Source organism: Neobacillus terrae (assembly GCF_011393025.1).
In the GTDB taxonomy this organism is placed as follows: Bacteria; Bacillota; Bacilli; order Bacillales; family Cytobacillaceae; genus Neobacillus_A; species Neobacillus_A terrae.
Genome location: NZ_JAAOEO010000025.1, coordinates 38,552 through 60,536, shown reverse-complemented (window position 1 = coordinate 60,536; position 21,985 = coordinate 38,552). Strand labels below are relative to the sequence as shown.

Sequence of the window (21,985 nt, the reverse complement as noted above, 5' to 3'; positions counted from 1 at the left end):
TAAAGTTACGTTGGCTGATGAAACAAGTTCATCATGTTATTGTTTGTTTGTTCACGCTTTGTTTGTTTAGTTTTCAAGGAACAATATTTTTTTCATCGCTCATAGGCGACTTTCTTAATATATCATCTTTTTAGCCATGTTGTCAACATTTTTTTCGTTAACTTTTAATGGCTATCAGCGACGTTTATTAATATACCAAGATAACAATTAAAAGTCAACGACTTTTTTTGAAAAAGTAATACATAACTTATTCAGGTCTTTATGGCTTTGCTCTATGATGCTTTTATACACCAGTTAAATTATTTGCATAGCTATATTTTATTAATTGTCTTTGTCTTTTTTCGGCGCATATATCGCAGACATTCATTTGGAGAGGCAACCCGTTTAAAAAGGGTAAATAAAATTTTATAGCGTTCATCCATTGCCCTTTTTACAATGTGATCAATTCGATCATCTTTTAAATCAAATAGAATTTCGTCCATCTCTCTTTTGATTAAATATTGCATTTCTTGGGTTTCCTTTTCACTTAGAAGAATGCCAATCATTTTTTCACGCTCCAAATAGTGTTGTGATAGTATTCTTTTCCAATAAATCCAATTTTATAATTAAGGACAATCATATTTTTTTGAAAATGCTCATAGGTATGAGACAAGGAATGCAATGGACGAGGTGAGGAAGACATGAATTTTTATGTTTTTAATGTTAAAGTTTTTAAACAGCTTGCCCTAGTAATAATTGCTGCATTTTTCACAGCATGGTTTTTGTATATGGACCAAATTGCCCAACTGCCAGTCTTCTCTACTAAGGACGGACCAAAAGCTGTTTACAAAGGAGAAAAGGATATTGCCTTAACCTTTGATATTGGTTGGGGAGATGAAAAAGCAGGGCCTATATTAGATGTTTTAAAACAAGAAAATGTTAAGGCAGCTACCTTCTTCCTCTCTGGTGCCTGGGCAGAGCGTCACCCTGACCTGGTAAGCAGAATTGCAAAGGAAGGATATGAAATCGGAATATTAGGTTACAATTATGAGGATTACATGAAGTTAGAAGAGGCAGGAATCAGGAAGGACCTATCTAAAGCACAGACTGCTTTTCAAAAGTTGAATATTAAGGACATAAAGCTGGTAAGAGCACCTACAGGACACTTTGACAGCCGGACCTTAAAAGCCGCAGAGCGATTTGGCTTAACTGTTGTACACTGGAGCATTGACTCAAAGGATTGGACTAATCCTGGCGTAACCACCATTGTTAAAAATGTCAGTAAAGCCGATAAAGGCGATATTGTGCTTCTTCATGCATCCGACTCTGTTAAACAAACAGCCAAGGCACTGCCTGAGGTTTTACAGGAAATTCGCAGCAAAGGGCTTAAACCTGTTTCAGTTTCTGAAATGATTGCCAACGGGACTGCCCAATCAAATGAAATACGGTAATCATATAGAAAAAAGCCGTCCAATTAGATGGACGGCTTCTTTTTTGTCTTTCCCCCAGCCTTGGATTTAGCTGCAAGCTCTTCCCTCTGGCGATCAGACTGTGCATTAAGCTTATGAAGAATTAATACCTGATAAGCGTTACACACCAGTAAGGCAAAAAGCATCAAATAAAACCAGCTATGCTCATTTACCCGAAGAACTGGCACCCACTCTATGACTGTTACCACAATCATAAAAAATAATGCAGGAATAAATGCCTCTTTATTAGTTTCTTTCGCTTTTATCCAGGCTACCAACAAACCAACGGCCAATAAAAAGGCAGCAACACCAAGATACGGCAAAATACTGTCTCCACTTTTAGCAAATGACTGGAAACGTAAATAAACAAGGTCAAATAAAACAAAAATAATAAGGACCGCTTGTACTCCATTCCAGAGTGATACGGATTTAAAGATACCGAGCCCGAATCGATGTACGGTCAAATAAGCAAAAAAGCCCATTTGGCTTATTACACTAAAAAGGATACCCATTACAATAAGCCAGACCAGGACTGAAAGAATCTCAACTATTTTTATATCAGCAAATATCGGCTGGAATTCATTCCATCTAACAATAAGGCCCACTATGGCAGTTGTCAGGCCGCCAATCAAGCAGGTATTTATAAACAATTTTACCCAGTTACGGCTAGTCACTCTATTCTTCCCCCACACACTAAATTAATTCCCTTTTGATTGTACCAATGAGGGTCTGAAAAATCCAGATATAGAAGAATTTAAGCGAATAATACTTCCCCATTTTCTTCATCCTAACATTAAGGATTCATGTGAAAGGGGCTTATCAAATGAACAAAAAGTTGATGCCGCTATTGCTTTTCACCCTATTCCTAAGTGCCTGCTCTTCAGGCGGAAGCAGTAGTGGTGCAGGTCAAGTTGATTATGATCAAACAAAGAAAATGGTTGTTGATATACTAAAGACGGATGATGGGAAAAAAGCTATTCAGGATGTAATGTCTGATGACAAGATGAAAGAGAAATTAGTAATGGATCAAAAAGTTGTGACAGATACCATCCAGCAGACCCTGACTTCAGATAAAGGAACTGAAATATTAAAGAAAACCTTTAGTGACCCAAAATTTGCTGCAGGAGTCGCGAAAAATATGAAATCCGAGAACCAGCAGCTATTGAAAGATTTAATGAACGATCCTGAGTACCGCGGAATGATGGTGGAGGTTTTTAAGGAACCGGAAATTCAAAAAGAAATGGCGGACTCCTTGAAAACAAAAGAGTACAGGGCAAATCTTCAAAAGGTTATTACTGAAACAATGGCAAGCCCCATTTTTCAAGTTAAGATGCAGAGCTTGCTCCTAAAGGCAGCCGAAGAAACCCAAAAGGGAAAATCCGATCAAAAAGGTACAGGACAAAGCAGTGGCGGCCAGGGAGGAAGTTAATTATTGAAATAAAGATAAGAAAGGCCCCTTCGGATGAAGAGGCCTTTTGAATGCATTATTTTTGATCAAGCAGATGAACTACTTTTTCAGCAATACTCATATAAATTTTTCCCGTTTCATGATCTTCCTGATATATAGATGGAGCAAAGTCATAATCATTCCAGTCAGGCTGTGCCAGAGGAAGTCTTCCCAGAACCTCCGTAGTAAGTTCATCAGCAAGCTTGTCGCCGCCGCCTTTTCCGAAAACATATTCCTTTTCTCCGGTTTTCTTGCTTTCAAAATAAGCCATATTTTCAACAATACCCAAAATCTCATGTTCAGTTCTTAGAGCCATGGCACCTGCTCTTGCCGCTACAAAGGCAGCAGTTGGATGAGGTGTGGTTACAATGATTTCCTTGCATGATGGCAGCATAGAATGCACATCAAGCGCTACATCGCCTGTTCCTGGAGGTAAATCCAAAAGCAAATAGTCAATATCTCCCCATTCAACCTCATTAAAGAAGCTGTTTAGCATTTTTCCAAGCATTGGGCCGCGCCAAATGATTGGAGCGTTGTCCTCGACAAAGAACCCCATTGATATAACCTTAACACCAAAACGCTCAACCGGAATAATTCTTTCCCCTCTTACTTGAGGACGCTTGGTAATTCCCATCATATCTGGCACGCTGAAACCATAAATATCAGCATCAATTAAGCCAACCTTTTTGCCAAGGCGTGCCAAAGATACTGCAAGATTGACTGATACTGTTGATTTTCCTACTCCGCCTTTTCCGCTGGCAATTGCAATAAAGGTAGTCTTGCTGCCTGGGGAGAGAAGACCCTTGTCCGCCTCAGGGATAGAAGCACGATGCTTTTGCAGTTCTTCCTCAGGAAGCTCAGCGAAACGGATACCGACCGTTGCAGCTCCAGCCTGCTTTAGCTTGTTTACAATTTCTGTTTGCAGCTGCAGCTGTTCTGCTGTTCCTGTTTTCGCAATCGCCACCTTAACACTTACATGGTTTTTCTCTTCTTTGATTTTAATCTCCTGAATACCATTAATTTCACCCAGTGTTTTATGTAAAAATGGTTCCTTTAAGCCGCTTAGTATTTCCTGAATTTTTGCTTCCGTTAACATCCTGCACCCACCTTTAATTCATTTTTTAAAACAAGTATAACATACCTCATAAATTAAACAGTTAAATGAATCACATGCCCCGATCGCAATAGAAGAAAGATGCCTTATGAGGGAGTACGACAATTATACAAAAAAAGGGAAGATGTTTTCCACCTTCCTACTCAGTCTCCTTTAATCCCTTTTCATTTGTAAAAAATCGAAGGACCCCTTTATAAACGGATGCAGCTATCATATCTTGATATGCTTCACTCTTTAAATTTGATCTTTCCTGTGGATTGGAGAGAAATCCAATTTCAACAAGGGCGCCTGGCCTCTTAGCATGCTTTAAAATATACACCTGACTTATAGGCTTTGCTTTTCTAGTTGTATTTTCAAGGTTGCGGCGGAGCTCGGCCTGAATAAATCTGGCAGCCTTTTGGTTTTCCTTGAACTGAGGAGCATAAAAGGTTTGAGCACCGCTCCATCTGGCAGAAGGGATTGAATTTAAATGAACACTAACAAATAGATCGGCATCAGATTCATTGATCATTTTTAGCCGTTCTTTTAAATCGGCAACCTTTCTTCGGCTGTATCCCTTCATTCCTTCCGGAGCAAGGTCTTTATCCGTTTCTCTTGTCATGACAACCATGGCTCCCTGCTGCTGAAGGTAATCACGGACCTTAAGAGAAACATCGAGTGCGATATCCTTTTCAAGCGCCTTTTCATTGCCTGCTCCCCCGTCGGGACCGCCATGACCAGGATCAATTAGTATCACTTTTCCAGTAAGAGGGAGATTCCAAGTATTCCAGGATTTATTCTCGGTAAAGTCGTATTGAATGATTAAAAACAATAGGATAACCCCGACCACTATTGCTGTTATTTTCACCTTTCTCCTCAACAACTATATCATTCCTTCCTGCTCGTCCCTTTTCACTTCACTATATGGCCAGCAAAAGGAATTTAGAACAGGAAGTATTTGAGTAAAATCAGTAACTATGGCGTAACGATATAATTACCTTCACGCAGGATGTTTTAAGCACTAAGTCAAGTCTTCCTGAAAGGAAAAAGTCTCTCATCGGGGATATGAAGGACCAAGCCTGGCGGGGCGTTAGAATTCATCATCCCATGGAAGGATGAAAATACCCATGGATGTTGCCTTTCCTTCAAGGAAATTAATGCAGCCGAAGCTTTTGGCGCTTTTTGCCTTTCTCAAATCCCTCCATCCACCAGACTTCAACATATTGTTCACATAAATAATAAAGTGATTCGCTAAGAACCCCGTCCTCCTCAGTACTCCAGTAAAGGAAGAAGTTATAAAGTGTATCAATCAAATGTTTTTCTTCGCTGGTGCATCGTCTTTTCACCTCTGTAACTGATTCACCATAAACTCCAAACTTACTTAAATTAGCACCGAGCAAATAAGATTCCAGCGCAACATCGTAGCAGGCCTCCTGGATTCCGGAATTCATCAGCAAACTTGATGTCAGTCTAAAGGATCCAAAGTACTTCTGTACTCTTTCTTTTAACACATTTATTGAAAGGTCTTTTAAAACAGACCGCTCATATTTTATCTGTCTTTCTTTTCTCTTTTCCTGTAAGGTTGTTATCAAATTCAACTGTATTCACCTCTTACAGATAGTCTTTAACCTCTCTGGTGGAGAAATACAGCATCCGCGGTGTTTTCCATTTCCATTTCTTCATACATTTGAAAAAAAGCATAATTGGGGCAGGAGAAATTGTTTTATAGGTGATAAGGAAGGATAAAAAATAAAAACCCCATCCAAGGCTGGATGAGGTTGAATAATAAAATTAACGTTTTGAGAACTGAGGTGCACGACGAGCGCCTTTAAGACCGTATTTCTTACGTTCTTTCATACGAGCGTCACGAGTTAATAGTCCTGCACGCTTAAGTGTTGGACGGAATTCTGGATCAGCCTGAAGCAATGCACGTGCGATACCGTGACGGATTGCTCCAGCTTGGCCAGTGTAACCACCGCCATTTACGTTTACAACTACATCATAGCTTCCAAGTGTTTCAGTAGCCACTAATGGCTGCTTAAGAACTTCACGCAAAGCTTCGAATGGGATATAGTTTTCAATTTCACGATCATTGATTAAGATTTGTCCGTTACCTGGTACTAAACGTACACGTGCAACAGAGCTCTTACGACGGCCTGTGCCGATATATTGAACTTGTGCCAAGTTAATACCCTCCCTTTAAATTATCCGCGAAGTTCGTAAACTTCCGGTTGTTGTGCTTGGTGTTGATGCTCGCTGCCTGCATAAACGTGCAGCTTTTTGAACATTTGACGGCCAAGAGAATTCTTTGGAAGCATGCCTTTAATTGCAAGCTCAAGCATTCTTTCAGCGTAGTTAGTACGCATTTCAAGAGCTGTTCTAGTTTTCAAACCGCCTGGGTGCAAGCTGTGTCTGTAGTAGATTTTATCAGTAAGCTTTTTGCCTGTAAGGTGTACTTTTGAAGCGTTAAGAATGATAACATGATCACCAGTGTCAACATGTGGTGTAAAAGTTGGTTTGTTTTTTCCACGTAAGATTGATGCTACTTCTGAAGCAAGACGTCCAAGAGTTTTGCCCTCAGCATCAATAACGTACCATTTACGCTCAATATTGTTTGCATTTGCCATAAACGTTGTACGCATGAGTTTCCCTCCTAATAGATCCTTTAAAAGATATTTTTTTCGACCGCGCTTTATATGAGCTTTCAGCATTTGATTTGTTCCGGAATCATCCGCTGACAGATTCGTGCGCTAGCATTTTCAATCATATATTTTCAATCACGATGAAGACTTTCCGGGGCTTTATCGTGGGATTAAAATACATACATATGCTATAATAAAGCCTTGCAGTCAATATGTCAAGAAGATGTTACACCCGGATTAGTTGTTTTTGCGATTTTTATACTAAAGTCATTAAGAACTACTCGTAAAATACTTTCCAGAGATAAAGCCCGTGTGGTGGGGCGGTTTTACCTGCCAGCCTGCGGTCTTTCCCCTTGAGAATCTCTGCCAACTCCTCTGGCTTTCTCTCACCTGCTCCTACTTCCAGCAAAGTACCGGTCAGAATACGGACCATATTGTATAAAAAGCCATTACCGGCAAATCTCAGTACCAAAAGATTATCTTTAATAAAATAGTCGATTTCTCTAATCGTTCTGATTTTATCTGTCACTTCTGTTTTAGCGGAGCAGAAGCTAGTAAAGTCATGGGTACCTCTTAAATAATTAAAACCTTCCTCCATTGCTTCCAAATTCAATGGGTATGGATAATGGTATGCATAATTGCGGAGGAATGGACTCCTGCTTTTTGATAGAAGTAATTGATACCGGTATTCTTTTCCCACCGCGTTAAATCTTGCATGGAACTCCGGATCCGCTTTTTCAACCTTTAAAATAGTTAAATCCTTGGGCAAGAGCGAGTTAAGAGCCATCCCCCATTTTTCTTCAGGAATGGAAAGCGCTGAATCAAAGTGGATAACCTGGCCTTTTGCATGCACTCCTGCATCCGTTCTACCTGATCCAGATACTTTGACTGGACCACCTTTATGAAGCTTATTCAGTACCCTTTCCAGCTCTCCCTGGACCGTTCTGCCATTAGGCTGTATCTGATATCCTTCAAACCCTGTGCCATCATACGAAACTAAGCATTTATATCTCTGCATTTTCCTTCACCATTATGTTCGAAATAAAAACAGCAGCAAGGTCAAAACCAATAATATTAACAGAATAAGTGTATCTGCTGCTTTCCAGTCCAATAGCCGGTATTTTGTGCGTCCTTCTCCGCCTTTGTATCCTCTAGCTTCCATAGCAATTGCCAGTTCTTCTGCACGTTTAAAAGAGCTGACAAACAAAGGGATAAGCAAAGGGACTACTGCCTTGATCCTGTCCTTAATCGGCCCGCTCCCAAATTCTACTCCCCGTGCAATTTGCGCTTTCATGATCTTGTCGGTTTCCTGCATTAAAGTTGGAATAAAACGAAGCGAAATCGACAGCATCAAGGCCATTTCATGTACAGGAAAACGAATTTTTTTCAAAGGATGCAATAACGATTCTAACCCATCAGTAATTTCAATGGGGGTAGTGGTCAAAGTAAGCAGGGATGTCATCAAAATAAGGAAAAAAAACCTGAAAGAGATGAAAATTCCCTGTCTGATACCTTCCTGATAAATCTTAATTGGCCCGTAGCTAAAAACCAGGTTCCCTCCTTTTGTAAAAAACAACTGAAGGATTAAAGTAAAAATAACAAGCCATAGCACAGGCTTTAGACCAGCATACAAGAATCGGGCAGGTATTTTACACATGGCGATCATTAAGAATGTATAAATCCCAAGAAGAAGATAGGTAACCCCATTATTGGCCAGGAATACCACGCAAACAAATAAAAATACAATCAAAATTTTGGCACGGGGGTCCATCCTGTGAATGGCAGAATCTGCAGGAACATAACGGCCAAAAATCATTTTTTCCATCATCATTTTTCACCCCCGGACAGTAAGCGGGTGAAAGCCTCTGACAATTGTTCTATGGTCAGGTATGTTTTATCCAGCCGAATGCCAAACTGTTTTTCCAATTTAAGCTGGAATCTAACTACTTCGGGAACATCAAGACCCATTTTAACCAGGCCTTCCGGAGAAGAAAAAATCTCTTGAGGAGTCCCCTGCTTTACTAGTCTTCCATCTTGCATAATAGCAATCTGATCCGCATATCGTGCAGCATCTTCCATACTGTGAGTAACAAGGATGGTTGAAAGATTTCTTTCCTTATGAAGACGATAAAACATATCCATAATTTCTTTTCTGCCGCGTGGGTCGAGTCCTGCTGTAGGCTCGTCCAAGACGATTACATCCGGTTCCATGGCAAGCACTCCAGCAATAGCTACCCGGCGCATTTGGCCTCCTGAAAGGTCAAACGGTGACTTTTGAAGAACTTCTTCGCTTAAACCGACCTGTTTTATTGCCTGTCTTGCCCGCTCCTTAGCTGCAGGTTCATGTACACCGAAATTAAGAGGTCCAAAGCATATGTCCTTTTCCACTGTCTCTTCAAATAATTGATGTTCTGGAAATTGAAAGACGATTCCAACCCTTTGGCGAACCTCTTTTAGATTCTTTTCTTTCCTATTTGCCCGAATCTCCCGGTCTCCTATTTTGACCATACCCTTTGTCGGCTGCAAGAGAGCATTTAAATGTTGGAGAAGAGTGGACTTACCGGAGCCAGTATGTCCTATGACAGCCATATAGATACCTGTCGGAAAATCGATAGAGACATCCTGAATGGCGAGTCTCTCAAAAGGCGTATTTACCTGGTAACGGTATTCTACTTGCTGGATTGAGATGTCCATAGCTCAGTCACCAACTCTTCTTCTGTTAAGTAATATTTGGATAATTTCAGGCCTTTTTCACGAAATGCTTTGCTCATCTTTATTGAGAATGGAATATCCAGCCCCAGAGAAACCAATTCTTCATCCATTTGGAATATCTCTTCAGGTGTTCCTTGTTTGTAAAGATGGCCTTTGTTCATAACGATGATTCGATCTGCTTTAGCAGCCTCCTCCAAGTCATGAGTAATAGATATTACGGTAATATCCGTTTTTCCCTTTAACTCCCTGACGGTCTCTAAAACCTCTTCTCTACCCCGAGGGTCAAGCATAGAGGTTGCTTCGTCTAAAATAATAATCGAAGGCTGAAGCGCAAGAACGCCTGCAATGGCGACTCGCTGTTTCTGTCCTCCTGAAAGATGGTGCGGCTCTTGATCGAGAAACAGGTCCATTTTTACTTTATTAAGGGACTCTAGAACACGGAGAACCATTTCTTCCCGAGGAATGCCGTTATTTTCTAAACCAAAAGCCACATCATCCTGTACAGTTGTTCCAACAAACTGATTATCAGGATTTTGAAAAACCATACCAATTTGCTTGCGCACATCCCACACCGTTTCCTCATTCAGTTCCTGGCCGCACACTGTTATGCACCCTTTTAGTGGAAACTGCAATCCATTTAAAAGCTTTGCCATGGTAGACTTTCCTGAACCATTATGACCGACAATGGCAAGCCATTCACCTTCATAGATTTCAAAAGAAACGTCTTTTAGGGCATAGTTTTCCTGGGAATCGTATTGAAAAGATACATTATTTAATGCTATGACAGACTTTTTCAATGAATTATTCCCCTCTCTCCTCATCTAATCTCTCTCTGCTAAGCTGACTTTTTCTCTGAATACAAAAAAAGCCTGCACCTCCCTCCGGCAGAAGGATTTCTTCTGCTGCAAGATAAGTCCTCGCAATAATGGAGGAGGTGCATGAGCTAGACGGGGCGTGATCAGAAGGCCGCAAGTAAAAAGCAGTTATGGAGCTGTTCCACCCATCTGTAAAACTATCACGCTCATCGTAACGCTCGTTTGGGCTTGGTTCGTTTTTGTATTCAGTTCTTTCTGCAGAAAAAGGGCAGAGAACAAGTTTGTTCTAAACTGTCCACGCCCTTGTTGTCTGTTGAAAGGTATTAAACTAACTCGATAATTACCATTGGTGCACCGTCGCCGCGGCGAGGACCAACTTTCATGATTCGAGTGTATCCACCTTGGCGCTCTTGATAACGTGGAGCGATATCAGTGAATAGTTTTTGAATTGCAGAAACATTGGTTTCAGCATCCGCAATCTCGTTACGTACGTAAGCAGCTGCCTGACGGCGTGCATGAATATCTCCGCGTTTGCCAAGAGTAATCATTTTTTCAACAGTTCCGCGAATTTCCTTCGCACGGGTTTCTGTTGTTTCAATACGCTCATTAATTATTAAATCTGTTGTTAAATCACGCAGCATTGCTTTACGCTGTGCAGAAGTGCGTCCTAACTTTCTGTATGCCATGAAGGGTTCCCTCCTTTGTTGAAGTCATTAATTGGCTATCATAGGCTCACAAGAAAATCCGTGAAGATCAAGGAACTGCTATTCAGTCATCCTTGCGAAGGCCTAATCCCAGCTCTTCAAGTTTCGCTTTCACTTCTTCAAGTGATTTACGTCCCAAGTTACGTACTTTCATCATGTCTTCTTCAGTCTTATTGGCTAATTCCTGAACAGTGTTGATTCCAGCACGTTTTAAGCAGTTATAAGAACGAACAGAAAGATCCAATTCTTCAATAGTCATTTCAAGAACTTTTTCTTTTTGGTCTTCTTCTTTTTCTATCATAATTTCAGCATTTTGCGCTTCGTCAGTTAAACCAACGAAAATATTCAAATGCTCGGTCAAAATCTTAGAACCAAGAGCAATCGCTTCTTTTGGCCCAGTGCTTCCATCTGTCCAAACATCAAGCGTTAGCTTATCGTAGTTAGTCATTTGACCTACACGGGTGTTTTCTACCTGATATGTTACACGAGAGACCGGAGTGTAAATAGAGTCAATAGGAATAACACCAATCGGCTGATCTTCTCTCTTGTTTTGTTCAGCAGGTGTATAGCCTCTGCCTCGTCTGGCAGTAAGACGCATACGTAAATGTCCGTTTGATCCTAAAGTCGCAATATGAAGATCTGGATTTAGAATTTCAACATCACTGTCATGCGTAATATTTGCAGCTTTAACTGGGCCTTCTCCCTGAAGATCAATTTCAAGAGTTTTCTCATCATCAGAGTAGATTTTTAAAGCTAGTTTTTTAATGTTTAAAATGATGGATGTTACATCCTCTACGACGCCTTCAATTGTTGAGAACTCATGAAGTACCCCATCGACCTGAATCGATGTAACAGCGGCACCTGGGAGTGAAGATAGCAGGATACGACGTAAGGAGTTACCCAAAGTGGTACCATATCCACGCTCAAGTGGCTCTACGATGAATTTCCCAAACTTGGCATCATCGTTGATCTCAATCGTTTCAATTTTTGGTTTTTCTATTTCGATCATAAAATATACCCTCCTTCAAAACGTCGAAACCCCGGCCGGGTTCATATGCCAACCGAAATTCCCCCATGTATACGTCCCCGTTTTGTGCACAACAACTGGAAAAATGTTTTCTGCAAGATTTGAAAATAATAGTATCATATCCCATTATAGACATGGATACAAATTCTATACAGAAAAATTAAACACGGCGGCGTTTTGGTGGGCGGCATCCATTATGCGGAACAGGTGTTACGTCTTTAATAGCTGTAACTTCTAGTCCTGCAGCTTGAAGAGCACGAATCGCTGCTTCACGTCCTGCACCAGGTCCTTTAACCGTTACTTCTAATGTTTTCATGCCATGGTCCATAGAAGTCTTAGCTGCAGTTTCAGCAGCCATTTGAGCTGCAAACGGAGTGGATTTACGAGAGCCTCTAAATCCAAGCGCACCTGCACTTGACCAGGAAATAGCGTTACCATGAACGTCAGTAATCGTTACGATAGTATTGTTGAATGTAGAACGAATGTGTGCAATACCAGCTTCGATATTCTTTTTCACACGACGTTTACGTGTATTAGTTTTACGTGCCATTTAAAAAGTTACCTCCTTTACCGATTATTTCTTCTTGTTCGCTACAGTCTTACGAGGACCTTTGCGAGTACGAGCGTTGTTTTTTGTGTTTTGTCCGCGAACCGGTAAGCCACGGCGATGACGCAAACCACGATAGCATCCGATTTCCATTAGACGTTTAATGTTAAGGGAAATTTCACGGCGAAGGTCACCTTCAACCTTTAGTCGGTCGATGATATCACGGATTTTGTTTAATTCGTCTTCAGTAAGGTCACGAACACGAGTATCTTCAGAAACACCAGCTTCTGCAAGAATTTTTTGTGCTGTATTTTTACCAATTCCATAAATGTAAGTCAAAGAGATTACTACACGTTTTTCACGTGGAATATCTACACCTGCAATACGTGCCATTGAAATAGCGCACCTCCTTCAATTTTAGCCTTGTTTTTGTTTATGTTTAGGGTTTTCACAGATAACCATGACTTTACCGCGTCTACGGATAACTTTACATTTCTCGCAGATCGGCTTAACTGATGGTCTTACTTTCATTATCCTAACCTCCTTAATAGTACGGAGTGCAAGTAATTATTTAAAGCGGTAAGTAATTCTTCCGCGTGTTAAGTCATACGGGGAAAGCTCTACAGTGACTTTGTCACCTGGAAGAATACGAATGAAGTGCATTCGAATTTTACCGGAAACATGAGCAAGCACACTATGACCATTTTCTAATTCTACCTTAAACATTGCGTTTGGCAAAGTTTCTATTACTTTACCTTCAATTTCAATAACATCGTCTTTCGCCATTGATCTCGTCTCCCTTCTCTATTTCAGATAGGTGTTCATTCAAAAACTTCGTAAGAGCATAACGAAGTTTTCCGTTTGTTACACGACCTGTTTCCATAATACTGTTATGAACTTCAGGAGATACTTGATCAAATAAGCGAAGGTGGAGAATGTTCTTCTTTTTGGGAGAATCAAACTTCCGTTTATCCCCATCCGCCAGAAAAACAAATTTATCATCAGCCAACCTTACTATTATAGCATACTGACCTGCATCCCGTCCTCTGGAAACTCTAACAAATTGTCCAGGTATAGGGAGAGAAGCTGCATTGATCATGTAATCACCTGCTTTTTAGGCTTTTGTAAGAATCTCAAAACCTGTTTCAGTGATTGCAATGGTATGCTCAAAATGGGCACACACCTTACCGTCTTGTGTGACAACGGTCCAGTCATCAGCCAGCGTTTTTACATACCGACTTCCTGCATTAACCATTGGTTCAATTGCCAGTACCATCCCAGGCTTTAGACGTGGGCCTTTACCGGGCGGTCCATAATGAGGAATATCTGGATCCTCATGTAAGTCTTGCCCTACTCCGTGCCCGACATACTCGCGCACAACAGAAAATCCATTTGCTTCCACATATTTTTGAATCGCATGAGAGATATTTGAAAGACGCTCTTCAGGTTTTGCTTCTTTCAAACCTTGATAAAGAGATTCTTCCGTAACGTCTAAAAGACGCTGGGATTCTTCATCAATGCTTCCAACAGCATAGGTCCATGCTGAATCGCCATGATATCCGTAAAACTTAGCTCCAATATCAATACTGATAATGTCGCCCTCATTTAAAACTCGGCTTCCAGGGATTCCATGAACAAGTTCATTGTTCACTGACGTACAAATGCTGCCGCGAAAACCATTATACCCTTTGAACGAAGGAATTGCATCCTTACCGCAAATAAATTCCTCAGCAATCTGATCAAGCTTTTTTGTTGTTATACCAGGAGCAATATGTTTTTTAAGCTCCTGATGGGTAAGAGCAACAATCCTGCCTGCTTCACGCATGATCTCAATCTCGCGTGGGGTTTTGCAAATGATCATTACTTTAAGCCCCCAAGCAATTGATCAACATCCGCAAAAACTTTGTTGATATCTTGCTGGCCGTCAATATTGCGTAAGTACCCTTTTGTTTCATAGAAGTTTAGCAAAGGCTGAGATTGTTTAATGTTAACTTCCAAACGAGTTTGAACAGTTTCAGCATTATCATCTGCCCTTTGATAAAGTTCACCGCCACAGCGGTCACAAACATTTTCCTTTGCAGGAGGATTAAATACCAGGTGATAGGTTGCGCCACAATTTTTGCAAATTCGGCGTCCTGTCAGACGTTCCATCAAAATATCCTGGTCTACATCAATATTAATGACGTAATCGATTTTTTTATTTAAATCATTCAGGATTTCTTCAAGAGCTTCTGCCTGGGGAACTGTTCTTGGAAAGCCATCAAGCAGGAACCCACTTTCGCAGTCCTCTTTGCTTAGACGTTCCCGAACTATTCCAATTGTCACCTCATCAGGAACAAGTTCACCTTTATCCATGTAAGACTTAGCTTTTAAACCAAGCTCCGTTTCTTCTTTCATAGCTGCACGGAACATATCTCCAGTCGAAATATGAGGGATGCCGTATTTATTGACAATTTTTTCGGCCTGAGTACCCTTGCCGGCACCAGGTAGCCCCATTAAAACTAAATTCACACGTGTACCCCCTCAGGTTTAAAAATTGGGTTTAAGGGGAACATTCCCCCTAAATCCATTTATTTAATGAAACCTTTATATTGGCGTTTAACTAACTGCGCTTCCAGCTGCTTCATTGTATCAAGCGCAACACCAATAACGATTAGCAGGCTGGTTCCGCCGATTTGGGCAGTAGCAGGCAAATTCGCTATTTTAATAAAGATAACCGGAAGAACGGCAATAACAGCCAGGAATAAAGATCCAACAAATGTTAAACGATATAAAACACGTGTTAAATATTCCTGTGTGCTTTTTCCCGGACGAATGCCTGGGATATAGCCGCTCTGCTTTTGCAGATTTTCTGCTGCTTGCTCAGGGTTAACCTGAATAAAAGCATAGAAATAAGTAAACGCGATAATTAGCGCTGCATATAAAACCATACCAATAGGATGAGAGTAATCAAAGATCTTTTGAATCCAGAGTGTCACATTATTGGATGGGAAGAAGGACGCAATTGTCCTTGGTGTCACAATAAAGGAAATTGCAAAGATTACAGGAATAACTCCAGCTGCGTTAACCTTCAACGGCATATGTGTTGATTGTCCGCCAACAGGATTACGGCCTGCAACTACACGCTTTGCATACTGAATTGGAATCTTGCGGTTTGCTTGTTGGATAAAGATAACACCAACAACAATCGCAATAACGGCAATCAAAATGAGGACAGATGTTACGATATTCATAAACAATTTGTCCCCAGCATTTTCAAATTGCTGTACATATATTTGGTTTACTGTAGTAGGAATTCCTGCCACAATACCAGCAAAAATGATAATGGAAATACCATTTCCAACGCCTTTAGAAGTGATTTGTTCACCAAGCCACATCAGGAAAGATGTACCGGCAGTTAAAACTGTCGCAATTAGCAAGTAAGTACCTATTCCCGGGTTTTGAATCAATTGATTACCTGCTAAATTATTAAACCCGTAAGACATGCCTAATGCCTGGATAAATCCAAGCACAACAGTGAAATAACGGGTAAATTGAGCAAGCTTGCGGCGGCCCGCATCTCCTTGCTTGGACCATTCCGTAAATTTAGGCACGACATCCATCTGCAAAAGCTGAATGATGATCGATGCTGTGATATACGGCATGATTCCCATTGCAAAAATAGAGAATTTTTTTAGGGCGCCACCGCCAAAGGTATTCAGGATGCCGAATACACTTAGCTTATCCTGGGCACCAAGAATATCGGCATTTACGTTTGGTACAGGAATAAACGTACCAAGACGAAATACTATTAACATTAAAAGGGTGAAACCAATCTTTCGTCTAATATCACCCACGCGCATAAAATTGGAGATTGACTGGAACATTAGATCACCTCAGTTTTTCCACCGACAGCTTCGATTGCTTCCTTGGCAGCAGAGGAGAATTTATGAGCTTTAACAGTTAACTTTTTCTCAACGTTCCCTTTTGCAAGAATCTTAATTCCTGCACGCTCGTTGCTAACAACCCCTGATTCGATAAGAAGTTCTGGAGTAACTTCTGTACCTTCTTCAAAACGGTTTAATGCATCAAGATTAACAACTGCGTACTCTTTACGATTGATGTTTGTAAATCCACGTTTAGGCAAACGACGGAATAAAGGTGTCTGTCCACCCTCAAATCCAAGGCGAACACCGCCACCGGATCGGGCATTTTGACCTTTATGACCTTTACCAGCTGTCTTACCTTGACCAGAACCGATACCACGTCCTAGACGTTTGCGTTCTTTACGAGAACCTTCAGCAGGTTTTAATTCATGAAGTTTCATATTGGCACCTCCTTATGAAAGAAAAGAATCAAATTATAGTTCTTTAACTGTTACAAGGTGAGCAACTTTATTGATCATACCGCGAATAGCAGCATTGTCTTGTTGTTCAACAGTTTGGTTAACTTTGCGTAATCCCAGAGCCTTTACTGTTTCGCGCTGGTCTTGAGGACGACCAATCACGCTGCGAGTGAGGGTAATTTCTAGTTTATTCGCCATTTGATTTCCCCCCCTTATCCTAACAGTTCTTCTACTGATTTACCGCGTAATTTTGCTACGTCTTCAGCACGTTTTAATTGTTTTAGTCCTTCTAAAGTAGCACGAACCATGTTGATTGGTGTGTTAGTACCTAAAGATTTAGAAAGGATATCTGCTACACCTGCAAGTTCAAGTACCGCACGGACAGGTCCGCCAGCGATAACTCCTGTACCTTCTGAAGCAGGCTTAAGAAGAATTTCACCCGCACCAAAACGTCCGATTACCTGGTGAGGAAGAGTAGTTCCTACGATAGGTACTTCGATAAGGTTTTTCTTTGCATCTTCGATAGCTTTACGGATTGCATCAGGAACTTCCTGTGCTTTACCTGTGCCGAAACCGACATGACCGTTTTTGTCTCCAACTACTACAAGAGCAGTGAAACGGAAACGGCGTCCACCTTTAACAACTTTAGCAACACGGTTAACTGTAACTACGCGTTCTTCAAGTTCAAGTTTGTTTGGATCAATACGACGCATTTGTGTGTGTCCCTCCTTTGTCTATTAAAATTGTAGGCCGTTCTCACGTGCAGCATCAGCCAATGCTTTAATACGACCATGATATAGGTATCCGCCACGGTCAAAAACAATTGCTGAAACGCCTTTTTCAACTGCGCGTTTTGCAACTAGTTCTCCAATCTTTTGAGCAGCTTCAAGATTGCTTGTAGATTCAAGAGCTAATTCTTTATCTAATGTAGAAGCACTAGCGATAGTAACTCCATTGATATCATCAATTAGTTGAGCATAAATATGTTTATTGGAACGAAACACATTTAGACGTGGACGAGCTGAAGTTCCGCTAAGTTTCGCACGAACACGGGCGTGTCTCTTTTTGCGAGTAGCGTTTTTATCAAGCTTCGAAATCATATCCGTCACTCCTTTCGTTTACCTATGCGGCATTACTTACCTGTTTTACCCTCTTTACGACGCACATATTCGCCTTCATAACGGATTCCTTTGCCTTTATATGGCTCTGGAGGACGTACTCCACGAATATTGGCAGCAAGAGCTCCAACACGTTCTTTATCAGTACCTTTTACAATTACTCTTGTATTTGCAGGTACTTCAATTTCCAAACCTTGTTCAGGCTCGATTTCAACTGGATGAGAGTAACCAACGTTTAATACTAGCTTGGATCCTTGCTTGGAAGCACGGTATCCAACCCCGATTAATTCTAAGCCTCTTTCAAATCCTTTTGAAACACCTTCAACCATGTTAGCGATAACAGCACGAGTTGTGCCATGCAGCGCACGGTGTTCTTTTGAATCAGATGGACGGGTTACAGTAACCACGTTATCTTCAACTTTGATTTCGATATTAGGATTAAAAGAACGAGTTAATTCGCCTTTTGTTCCTTTAACTGTAACATTGTTATTATCTAAAGTAACCGTAACTCCTTCAGGAATTTCGATTGGTTTTTTACCTACGCGAGACATTTAGTGCACCTCCATTCATTCAGAAACTCTATTACCAAACGTATGCTAATACTTCTCCGCCAATTTGCTTTGCACGAGCTTCTTTGTCAGTTACAACACCAGTTGATGTTGAAACAAGTGCAATACCCAAACCGTTAAGTACGCGAGGTACTTCAGTTGATTTAGCATATACACGTAGCCCTGGCTTGCTGATACGTTTTAAACCAGTGATAACACGCTCGTTATTCGCACCGTATTTTAAGAAGATACGGATAATACCTTGTTTGTTGTCCTCGATATATTCAACATCACGTACAAAACCTTCACGCTTTAGAATTTCAGCGATCTGTTTTTTGATGTTAGAAGCAGGCACTTCTAACTTTTCGTGACGAACCATGTTCGCATTTCGAATGCGAGTAAGCATATCTGCAATCGGATCTGTCATGACCATTATTTTTACCTCCTTCCCAGAATTGGGTTTTACCAGCTAGCTTTCTTCACACCAGGAATTTGTCCTTTGTATGCTAATTCACGGAAACAAATACGGCAAAGCTTAAATTTACGGTATACAGAGTGTGGACGTCCGCAACGTTCGCAACGAGTGTACTCTTGAACCGGGAATTTAGGTGTGCGTTTTTGCTTCGCAATCATCGACTTTTTAGCCACGATTTCGCCTCCATTCTATTTAGCAATTACTTTTGGAAAGGCATACCGACTTGTGTAAGAAGTTCACGAGCTTCTTCATCGGTATTTGCAGTTGTAACGATAACAATATCCATTCCACGAACTTTGCTTACTTTATCGTAATCAATTTCAGGGAAGATCAATTGTTCTTTTACACCTAAAGTGTAGTTTCCGCGGCCGTCAAATGCTTTTTTAGAAACACCTCGGAAGTCACGTACACGTGGCAATGATACGGATACCAATTTATCAAGGAATTGGTACATGCGCTCACCACGAAGAGTAACTTTCGCACCGATTGGCATACCTTCACGAAGACGGAATCCAGCGATGGACTTTTTAGCGCGTGTAACTACAGGTTTCTGTCCTGTAATTGTTGTAAGCTCTTCTACAGCGTTGTCTAGAGCCTTTGCGTTTGCTACTGCGTCACCAACACCCATGTTGATAACGATTTTCTCAATCTTGGGAACTTCCATTACTGATTTATAGTTGAATTTGCTCATAAGAGCAGGAGTAATTTCACTTACGTACTTTTCTTTAAGGCGGTTCATCATTTTACCTCCCTTCTGCTATGAACTATTTATCTAAAACTTCACCGGATTTTGCTACGCGTACTTTTTTGCCATCAACCGTCTTAGAGCCTACACGAGTTGGCGTTCCAGTCTTTGGATCGATAGGCATAACGTTTGATACATGAATAGGTGCTTCCTGGCTGTTAATTCCGCCTTGTGGATTAGTCTGTGAAGGTTTGGAATGTTTCTTAACGATATTCACACCTTCTACTAATACACGGCTTTGTTTTGGATAGGCTGCAAGGATTGTTCCTGTTTTGCCTTTATCCTTACCAGAGATGACCATTACTTTGTCACCTTTTTTTACATGCATCTGTGCGCACCTCCTTAAAGGCATTTGAATTTATAATTATATTACTTCTGGAGCTAAAGAAACGATTTTCATAAAGTTGTTTTCGCGAAGTTCGCGTGCAACTGGTCCGAAGATACGAGTTCCACGTGGGCTCTTATCATCACGGATAATTACACATGCGTTTTCGTCGAATTTAATATAGGAACCATCAGTACGGCGGGCACCTGTTTTTGTACGAACAACAACCGCTTTAACAACGTCGCCTTTTTTAACAACGCCTCCTGGTGTTGCTTGTTTCACTGTACAAACGATCACATCGCCAATATTAGCAAACTTGCGGCCAGAGCCACCAAGAACTTTAATTGTAAGTACTTCACGTGCACCAGAATTGTCAGCAACTTTTAAACGTGTTTCTTGTTGAATCATGCGTGTAACCTCCCTTCGGATTGAAGCTTATCCGAACAATTAAATGATAACTGCTTTTTCTACTACATCTACAAGACGGAAACGTTTTGTAGCTGAAAGTGGGCGAGTCTCCATGATGCGTACGATGTCGCCAACTTTTGCTTGGTTTTGCTCGTCATGAGCCTTAAACTTTTTAGAGTACTTAACGCGTTTACCATAAAGAGGATGCTTTTTGTATGTTTCTACAAGAACGGTTACTGTTTTATCCATTTTGTCAGAAACAACGCGTCCAGTGTAAACTTTGCGCTGGTTACGTTCACTCATGTGTGAACCTCCTCTCGATTATTACTTGTTAAAGCCGATTTCTCTTTCACGAACTACAGTTTTCATACGAGCAATAGATTTACGTACTTCACGGATACGAGCTGTATTTTCAAGTTGTCCAGTCGCCAATTGAAAGCGAAGGTTGAATAGCTCTTCTTTTAATGATTTTACTTTTTGTTCAATTTCAGCAGTGGTTAAGTCACGAAGTTCATTAGCTTTCATTTGATTCACCACCAATTTCTTCTCGTTTTACAAACTTACACTTAATAGGAAGTTTGTGCATTGCAAGACGAAGAGCTTCACGTGCGACTTCTTCAGAAACGCCCGCAATTTCAAACATAACCTTACCAGGTTTTACAACCGCTACCCAGCCTTCTGGCGCCCCTTTACCGGAACCCATACGTACCTCTAGAGGTTTAGCAGTGTAAGGTTTATGAGGGAATATTTTGATCCAAACTTTACCGCCACGTTTCATGTAACGAGTCATCGCAATACGGGCAGCTTCGATTTGACGGTTTGTGATCCAAGAAGCTTCAGTTGCTTGAAGACCAAATTCACCGAAAGTTACTTCAGCGCCGCCTTTTGTGAATCCACGCATTTTCCCACGGTGCTGACGGCGATATTTTACGCGTTTAGGCAATAACATATTATTTGCCTCCTTCCGCAGTTTTCTTCTTAGTTGGAAGGACTTCCCCACGATAGATCCATACTTTTACGCCAAGCTTACCATAAGTAGTGTCAGCTTCAGCTGTTGCATAGTCAATATCAGCGCGAAGAGTATGAAGTGGAACTGTTCCTTCGCTATAGTGTTCAGAACGAGCGATATCAGCTCCGCCTAAGCGACCAGATACCATTGTTTTAATACCTTTAGCTCCCGCACGCATAGCACGTTGGATAACTTGCTTTTGAGCACGACGGAAAGATACACGGTTCTCTAATTGACGAGCGATATTTTCAGCAACCAATTTTGCATCGATATCTGCTTTTTTGATTTCAAGAATGTTGATATGAACACGTTTGCCAGTAAGCTGGTTTAACGCTTTACGAAGAGCTTCAACTTCAGTTCCGCCCTTACCGATAACCATACCAGGCTTCGCAGTGTGTACAGTAACATTCAAACGGTTAGCAGCGCGCTCGATTTCTACTTTAGAAACAGAAGCGTCTTTTAAACGTTTTGTAATGTATTCACGAACTTTAATGTCTTCGTGTAAAAGATCAGCATAGTCTTTGCCTGCGTACCACTTGGATTCCCAGTCACGGATAATGCCGACGCGCAGACCGACCGGATTTACTTTTTGACCCAC

General features: G+C 41.0%; 37 protein-coding genes. 2 read left to right on the top strand and 35 right to left on the bottom strand.

All coding sequences use genetic code 11. From position 1 onward, the window contains the following. Nucleotides 1-311 precede the first annotated feature (311 nt). Nucleotides 312-545, bottom strand: coding sequence for a hypothetical protein (locus tag G8761_RS22985; RefSeq protein ID WP_166030281.1), 234 nt, complete (start codon nt 543-545; stop codon nt 312-314). Between the two features lie 135 nt (nt 546-680). On the opposite strand from G8761_RS22985, the gene pdaB reads away from it, so the two are divergent. Then, nucleotides 681-1,430, top strand: coding sequence for a polysaccharide deacetylase family sporulation protein PdaB (pdaB, locus tag G8761_RS22980; RefSeq protein ID WP_166030280.1), 750 nt, complete (start codon nt 681-683; stop codon nt 1,428-1,430). A 23-nt stretch (nt 1,431-1,453) separates the two neighbouring features. On the opposite strand, the gene G8761_RS22975 is transcribed toward pdaB, so the two are convergent. Further along, a complete protein-coding gene (locus G8761_RS22975; protein WP_166030279.1) occupies nt 1,454-2,122 on the bottom strand; it encodes a KinB-signaling pathway activation protein in 669 nt (222 codons plus the stop codon). 149 nt (nt 2,123-2,271) lie between these two features. Here G8761_RS22975 and gerD point away from each other — a divergent pair, with 149 nt between their 5' ends. Further along, complete coding sequence (gene gerD, locus G8761_RS22970) at nt 2,272-2,877, top strand: spore germination lipoprotein GerD (RefSeq protein ID WP_166030278.1); 606 nt, start codon at nt 2,272-2,274, stop codon at nt 2,875-2,877. Nucleotides 2,878-2,932: 55 nt separating this feature from the next. On the opposite strand, the gene G8761_RS22965 is transcribed toward gerD, so the two are convergent. From G8761_RS22965 to rpsC, 33 genes are all read right to left on the bottom strand, one after another. Continuing rightward, on the bottom strand, nt 2,933-3,991 hold the full coding sequence (locus G8761_RS22965) for an Mrp/NBP35 family ATP-binding protein (protein WP_166030277.1): 1,059 nt from the start codon (nt 3,989-3,991) through the stop codon (nt 2,933-2,935). Nucleotides 3,992-4,148: 157 nt separating this feature from the next. Continuing rightward, on the bottom strand, nt 4,149-4,868 hold the full coding sequence (gene cwlD, locus G8761_RS22960) for an N-acetylmuramoyl-L-alanine amidase CwlD (RefSeq protein WP_166030284.1): 720 nt from the start codon (nt 4,866-4,868) through the stop codon (nt 4,149-4,151). A 274-nt stretch (nt 4,869-5,142) separates the two neighbouring features. Continuing rightward, on the bottom strand, nt 5,143-5,586 hold the full coding sequence (locus G8761_RS22955) for a YbaK family protein (protein WP_166030276.1): 444 nt from the start codon (nt 5,584-5,586) through the stop codon (nt 5,143-5,145). Between the two features lie 193 nt (nt 5,587-5,779). Next, nucleotides 5,780-6,172, bottom strand: coding sequence for a 30S ribosomal protein S9 (rpsI, locus tag G8761_RS22950; protein WP_166030275.1), 393 nt, complete (start codon nt 6,170-6,172; stop codon nt 5,780-5,782). 20 nt (nt 6,173-6,192) lie between these two features. Further along, complete coding sequence (gene rplM / locus G8761_RS22945; RefSeq protein ID WP_166030274.1) at nt 6,193-6,630, bottom strand: 50S ribosomal protein L13; 438 nt, start codon at nt 6,628-6,630, stop codon at nt 6,193-6,195. 277 nt (nt 6,631-6,907) lie between these two features. Beyond that, the gene (truA, locus tag G8761_RS22940; protein WP_166030273.1) at nt 6,908-7,648 is read right to left on the bottom strand and encodes a tRNA pseudouridine(38-40) synthase TruA; all 741 of its coding nucleotides are present in this window, start codon (nt 7,646-7,648) and stop codon (nt 6,908-6,910) included. Between the two features lie 12 nt (nt 7,649-7,660). Further along, nucleotides 7,661-8,458 carry an energy-coupling factor transporter transmembrane component T family protein gene (locus G8761_RS22935; protein WP_166030283.1) on the bottom strand — a complete coding sequence of 266 codons (798 nt, stop codon included), beginning with the start codon at nt 8,456-8,458 and terminating at the stop codon, nt 7,661-7,663. After that, on the bottom strand, nt 8,458-9,324 hold the full coding sequence (locus G8761_RS22930) for an energy-coupling factor ABC transporter ATP-binding protein (RefSeq protein ID WP_166030272.1): 867 nt from the start codon (nt 9,322-9,324) through the stop codon (nt 8,458-8,460). The genes G8761_RS22935 and G8761_RS22930 overlap by 1 nt, the downstream gene beginning before the upstream one ends. Continuing rightward, nucleotides 9,300-10,139, bottom strand: a complete 840-nt coding sequence (locus G8761_RS22925) for an energy-coupling factor ABC transporter ATP-binding protein (protein ID WP_166030271.1) — start codon at nt 10,137-10,139, stop codon at nt 9,300-9,302. Before G8761_RS22925 ends, G8761_RS22930 begins: the two co-directional genes overlap by 25 nt. Before the next feature lie 341 nt (nt 10,140-10,480). Further along, nucleotides 10,481-10,843, bottom strand: a complete 363-nt coding sequence (gene rplQ, locus G8761_RS22920) for a 50S ribosomal protein L17 (RefSeq protein WP_166030270.1) — start codon at nt 10,841-10,843, stop codon at nt 10,481-10,483. 82 nt (nt 10,844-10,925) lie between these two features. Next, the gene (locus G8761_RS22915) at nt 10,926-11,870 is read right to left on the bottom strand and encodes a DNA-directed RNA polymerase subunit alpha (RefSeq protein WP_166030269.1); all 945 of its coding nucleotides are present in this window, start codon (nt 11,868-11,870) and stop codon (nt 10,926-10,928) included. A gap of 178 nt (nt 11,871-12,048) precedes the next feature. Then, entirely contained in the window at nt 12,049-12,438 is a 390-nt protein-coding gene (gene rpsK, locus G8761_RS22910; protein WP_166030268.1) for a 30S ribosomal protein S11, read from the bottom strand. A 24-nt stretch (nt 12,439-12,462) separates the two neighbouring features. After that, complete coding sequence (gene rpsM / locus G8761_RS22905; RefSeq protein WP_027322633.1) at nt 12,463-12,828, bottom strand: 30S ribosomal protein S13; 366 nt, start codon at nt 12,826-12,828, stop codon at nt 12,463-12,465. A gap of 24 nt (nt 12,829-12,852) precedes the next feature. Beyond that, complete coding sequence (rpmJ, locus tag G8761_RS22900; RefSeq protein WP_000868344.1) at nt 12,853-12,966, bottom strand: 50S ribosomal protein L36; 114 nt, start codon at nt 12,964-12,966, stop codon at nt 12,853-12,855. Nucleotides 12,967-13,002: 36 nt separating this feature from the next. Further along, nucleotides 13,003-13,221 (bottom strand): translation initiation factor IF-1, encoded by a 219-nt coding sequence (gene infA / locus G8761_RS22895; protein ID WP_027322634.1) that lies wholly within the window; start codon nt 13,219-13,221, stop codon nt 13,003-13,005. Beyond that, the gene (locus G8761_RS22890) at nt 13,199-13,534 is read right to left on the bottom strand and encodes a KOW domain-containing RNA-binding protein (RefSeq protein WP_166030267.1); all 336 of its coding nucleotides are present in this window, start codon (nt 13,532-13,534) and stop codon (nt 13,199-13,201) included. The genes infA and G8761_RS22890 overlap by 23 nt, the downstream gene beginning before the upstream one ends. 15 nt (nt 13,535-13,549) lie before the next feature. Next, nucleotides 13,550-14,296, bottom strand: coding sequence for a type I methionyl aminopeptidase (gene map, locus G8761_RS22885; RefSeq protein WP_166030266.1), 747 nt, complete (start codon nt 14,294-14,296; stop codon nt 13,550-13,552). Next, nucleotides 14,296-14,946 carry an adenylate kinase gene (locus tag G8761_RS22880; protein ID WP_166030265.1) on the bottom strand — a complete coding sequence of 217 codons (651 nt, stop codon included), beginning with the start codon at nt 14,944-14,946 and terminating at the stop codon, nt 14,296-14,298. Before G8761_RS22880 ends, map begins: the two co-directional genes overlap by 1 nt. A gap of 59 nt (nt 14,947-15,005) precedes the next feature. Continuing rightward, nucleotides 15,006-16,301 (bottom strand): preprotein translocase subunit SecY, encoded by a 1,296-nt coding sequence (secY, locus tag G8761_RS22875; RefSeq protein WP_166030264.1) that lies wholly within the window; start codon nt 16,299-16,301, stop codon nt 15,006-15,008. Continuing rightward, entirely contained in the window at nt 16,301-16,741 is a 441-nt protein-coding gene (gene rplO, locus G8761_RS22870; protein ID WP_166030263.1) for a 50S ribosomal protein L15, read from the bottom strand. Before rplO ends, secY begins: the two co-directional genes overlap by 1 nt. Nucleotides 16,742-16,774: 33 nt before the next feature. Continuing rightward, nucleotides 16,775-16,957, bottom strand: coding sequence for a 50S ribosomal protein L30 (gene rpmD, locus G8761_RS22865; RefSeq protein WP_027322640.1), 183 nt, complete (start codon nt 16,955-16,957; stop codon nt 16,775-16,777). 14 nt (nt 16,958-16,971) lie between these two features. Next, nucleotides 16,972-17,472: a 30S ribosomal protein S5 gene (gene rpsE / locus G8761_RS22860; RefSeq protein ID WP_166030262.1), complete on the bottom strand. Its 501-nt coding sequence runs from the start codon at nt 17,470-17,472 to the stop codon at nt 16,972-16,974. Nucleotides 17,473-17,496: 24 nt separating this feature from the next. After that, nucleotides 17,497-17,859 carry a 50S ribosomal protein L18 gene (gene rplR / locus G8761_RS22855; protein WP_166030261.1) on the bottom strand — a complete coding sequence of 121 codons (363 nt, stop codon included), beginning with the start codon at nt 17,857-17,859 and terminating at the stop codon, nt 17,497-17,499. Nucleotides 17,860-17,891: 32 nt separating this feature from the next. Further along, nucleotides 17,892-18,428 carry a 50S ribosomal protein L6 gene (gene rplF, locus G8761_RS22850; protein ID WP_166030260.1) on the bottom strand — a complete coding sequence of 179 codons (537 nt, stop codon included), beginning with the start codon at nt 18,426-18,428 and terminating at the stop codon, nt 17,892-17,894. A 31-nt stretch (nt 18,429-18,459) separates the two neighbouring features. Further along, nucleotides 18,460-18,858 (bottom strand): 30S ribosomal protein S8, encoded by a 399-nt coding sequence (gene rpsH / locus G8761_RS22845; protein ID WP_166030259.1) that lies wholly within the window; start codon nt 18,856-18,858, stop codon nt 18,460-18,462. A gap of 29 nt (nt 18,859-18,887) precedes the next feature. After that, a complete protein-coding gene (gene rpsN / locus G8761_RS22840; protein ID WP_027322645.1) occupies nt 18,888-19,073 on the bottom strand; it encodes a 30S ribosomal protein S14 in 186 nt (61 codons plus the stop codon). Between the two features lie 26 nt (nt 19,074-19,099). Further along, nucleotides 19,100-19,639, bottom strand: a complete 540-nt coding sequence (gene rplE, locus G8761_RS22835; RefSeq protein WP_027322646.1) for a 50S ribosomal protein L5 — start codon at nt 19,637-19,639, stop codon at nt 19,100-19,102. A 25-nt stretch (nt 19,640-19,664) separates the two neighbouring features. Further along, nucleotides 19,665-19,973 (bottom strand): 50S ribosomal protein L24, encoded by a 309-nt coding sequence (gene rplX, locus G8761_RS22830; RefSeq protein ID WP_166030258.1) that lies wholly within the window; start codon nt 19,971-19,973, stop codon nt 19,665-19,667. 36 nt (nt 19,974-20,009) lie between these two features. Continuing rightward, the gene (gene rplN, locus G8761_RS22825) at nt 20,010-20,378 is read right to left on the bottom strand and encodes a 50S ribosomal protein L14 (protein WP_027322648.1); all 369 of its coding nucleotides are present in this window, start codon (nt 20,376-20,378) and stop codon (nt 20,010-20,012) included. Between the two features lie 39 nt (nt 20,379-20,417). Then, complete coding sequence (gene rpsQ / locus G8761_RS22820; RefSeq protein ID WP_166030257.1) at nt 20,418-20,681, bottom strand: 30S ribosomal protein S17; 264 nt, start codon at nt 20,679-20,681, stop codon at nt 20,418-20,420. A 21-nt stretch (nt 20,682-20,702) separates the two neighbouring features. Further along, nucleotides 20,703-20,903 (bottom strand): 50S ribosomal protein L29, encoded by a 201-nt coding sequence (gene rpmC, locus G8761_RS22815; protein ID WP_027322650.1) that lies wholly within the window; start codon nt 20,901-20,903, stop codon nt 20,703-20,705. Beyond that, complete coding sequence (gene rplP, locus G8761_RS22810; RefSeq protein WP_027322651.1) at nt 20,893-21,327, bottom strand: 50S ribosomal protein L16; 435 nt, start codon at nt 21,325-21,327, stop codon at nt 20,893-20,895. Before rplP ends, rpmC begins: the two co-directional genes overlap by 11 nt. Nucleotide 21,328: 1 nt before the next feature. After that, nucleotides 21,329-21,985: a 30S ribosomal protein S3 gene (rpsC, locus tag G8761_RS22805; RefSeq protein ID WP_166030256.1), complete on the bottom strand. Its 657-nt coding sequence runs from the start codon at nt 21,983-21,985 to the stop codon at nt 21,329-21,331.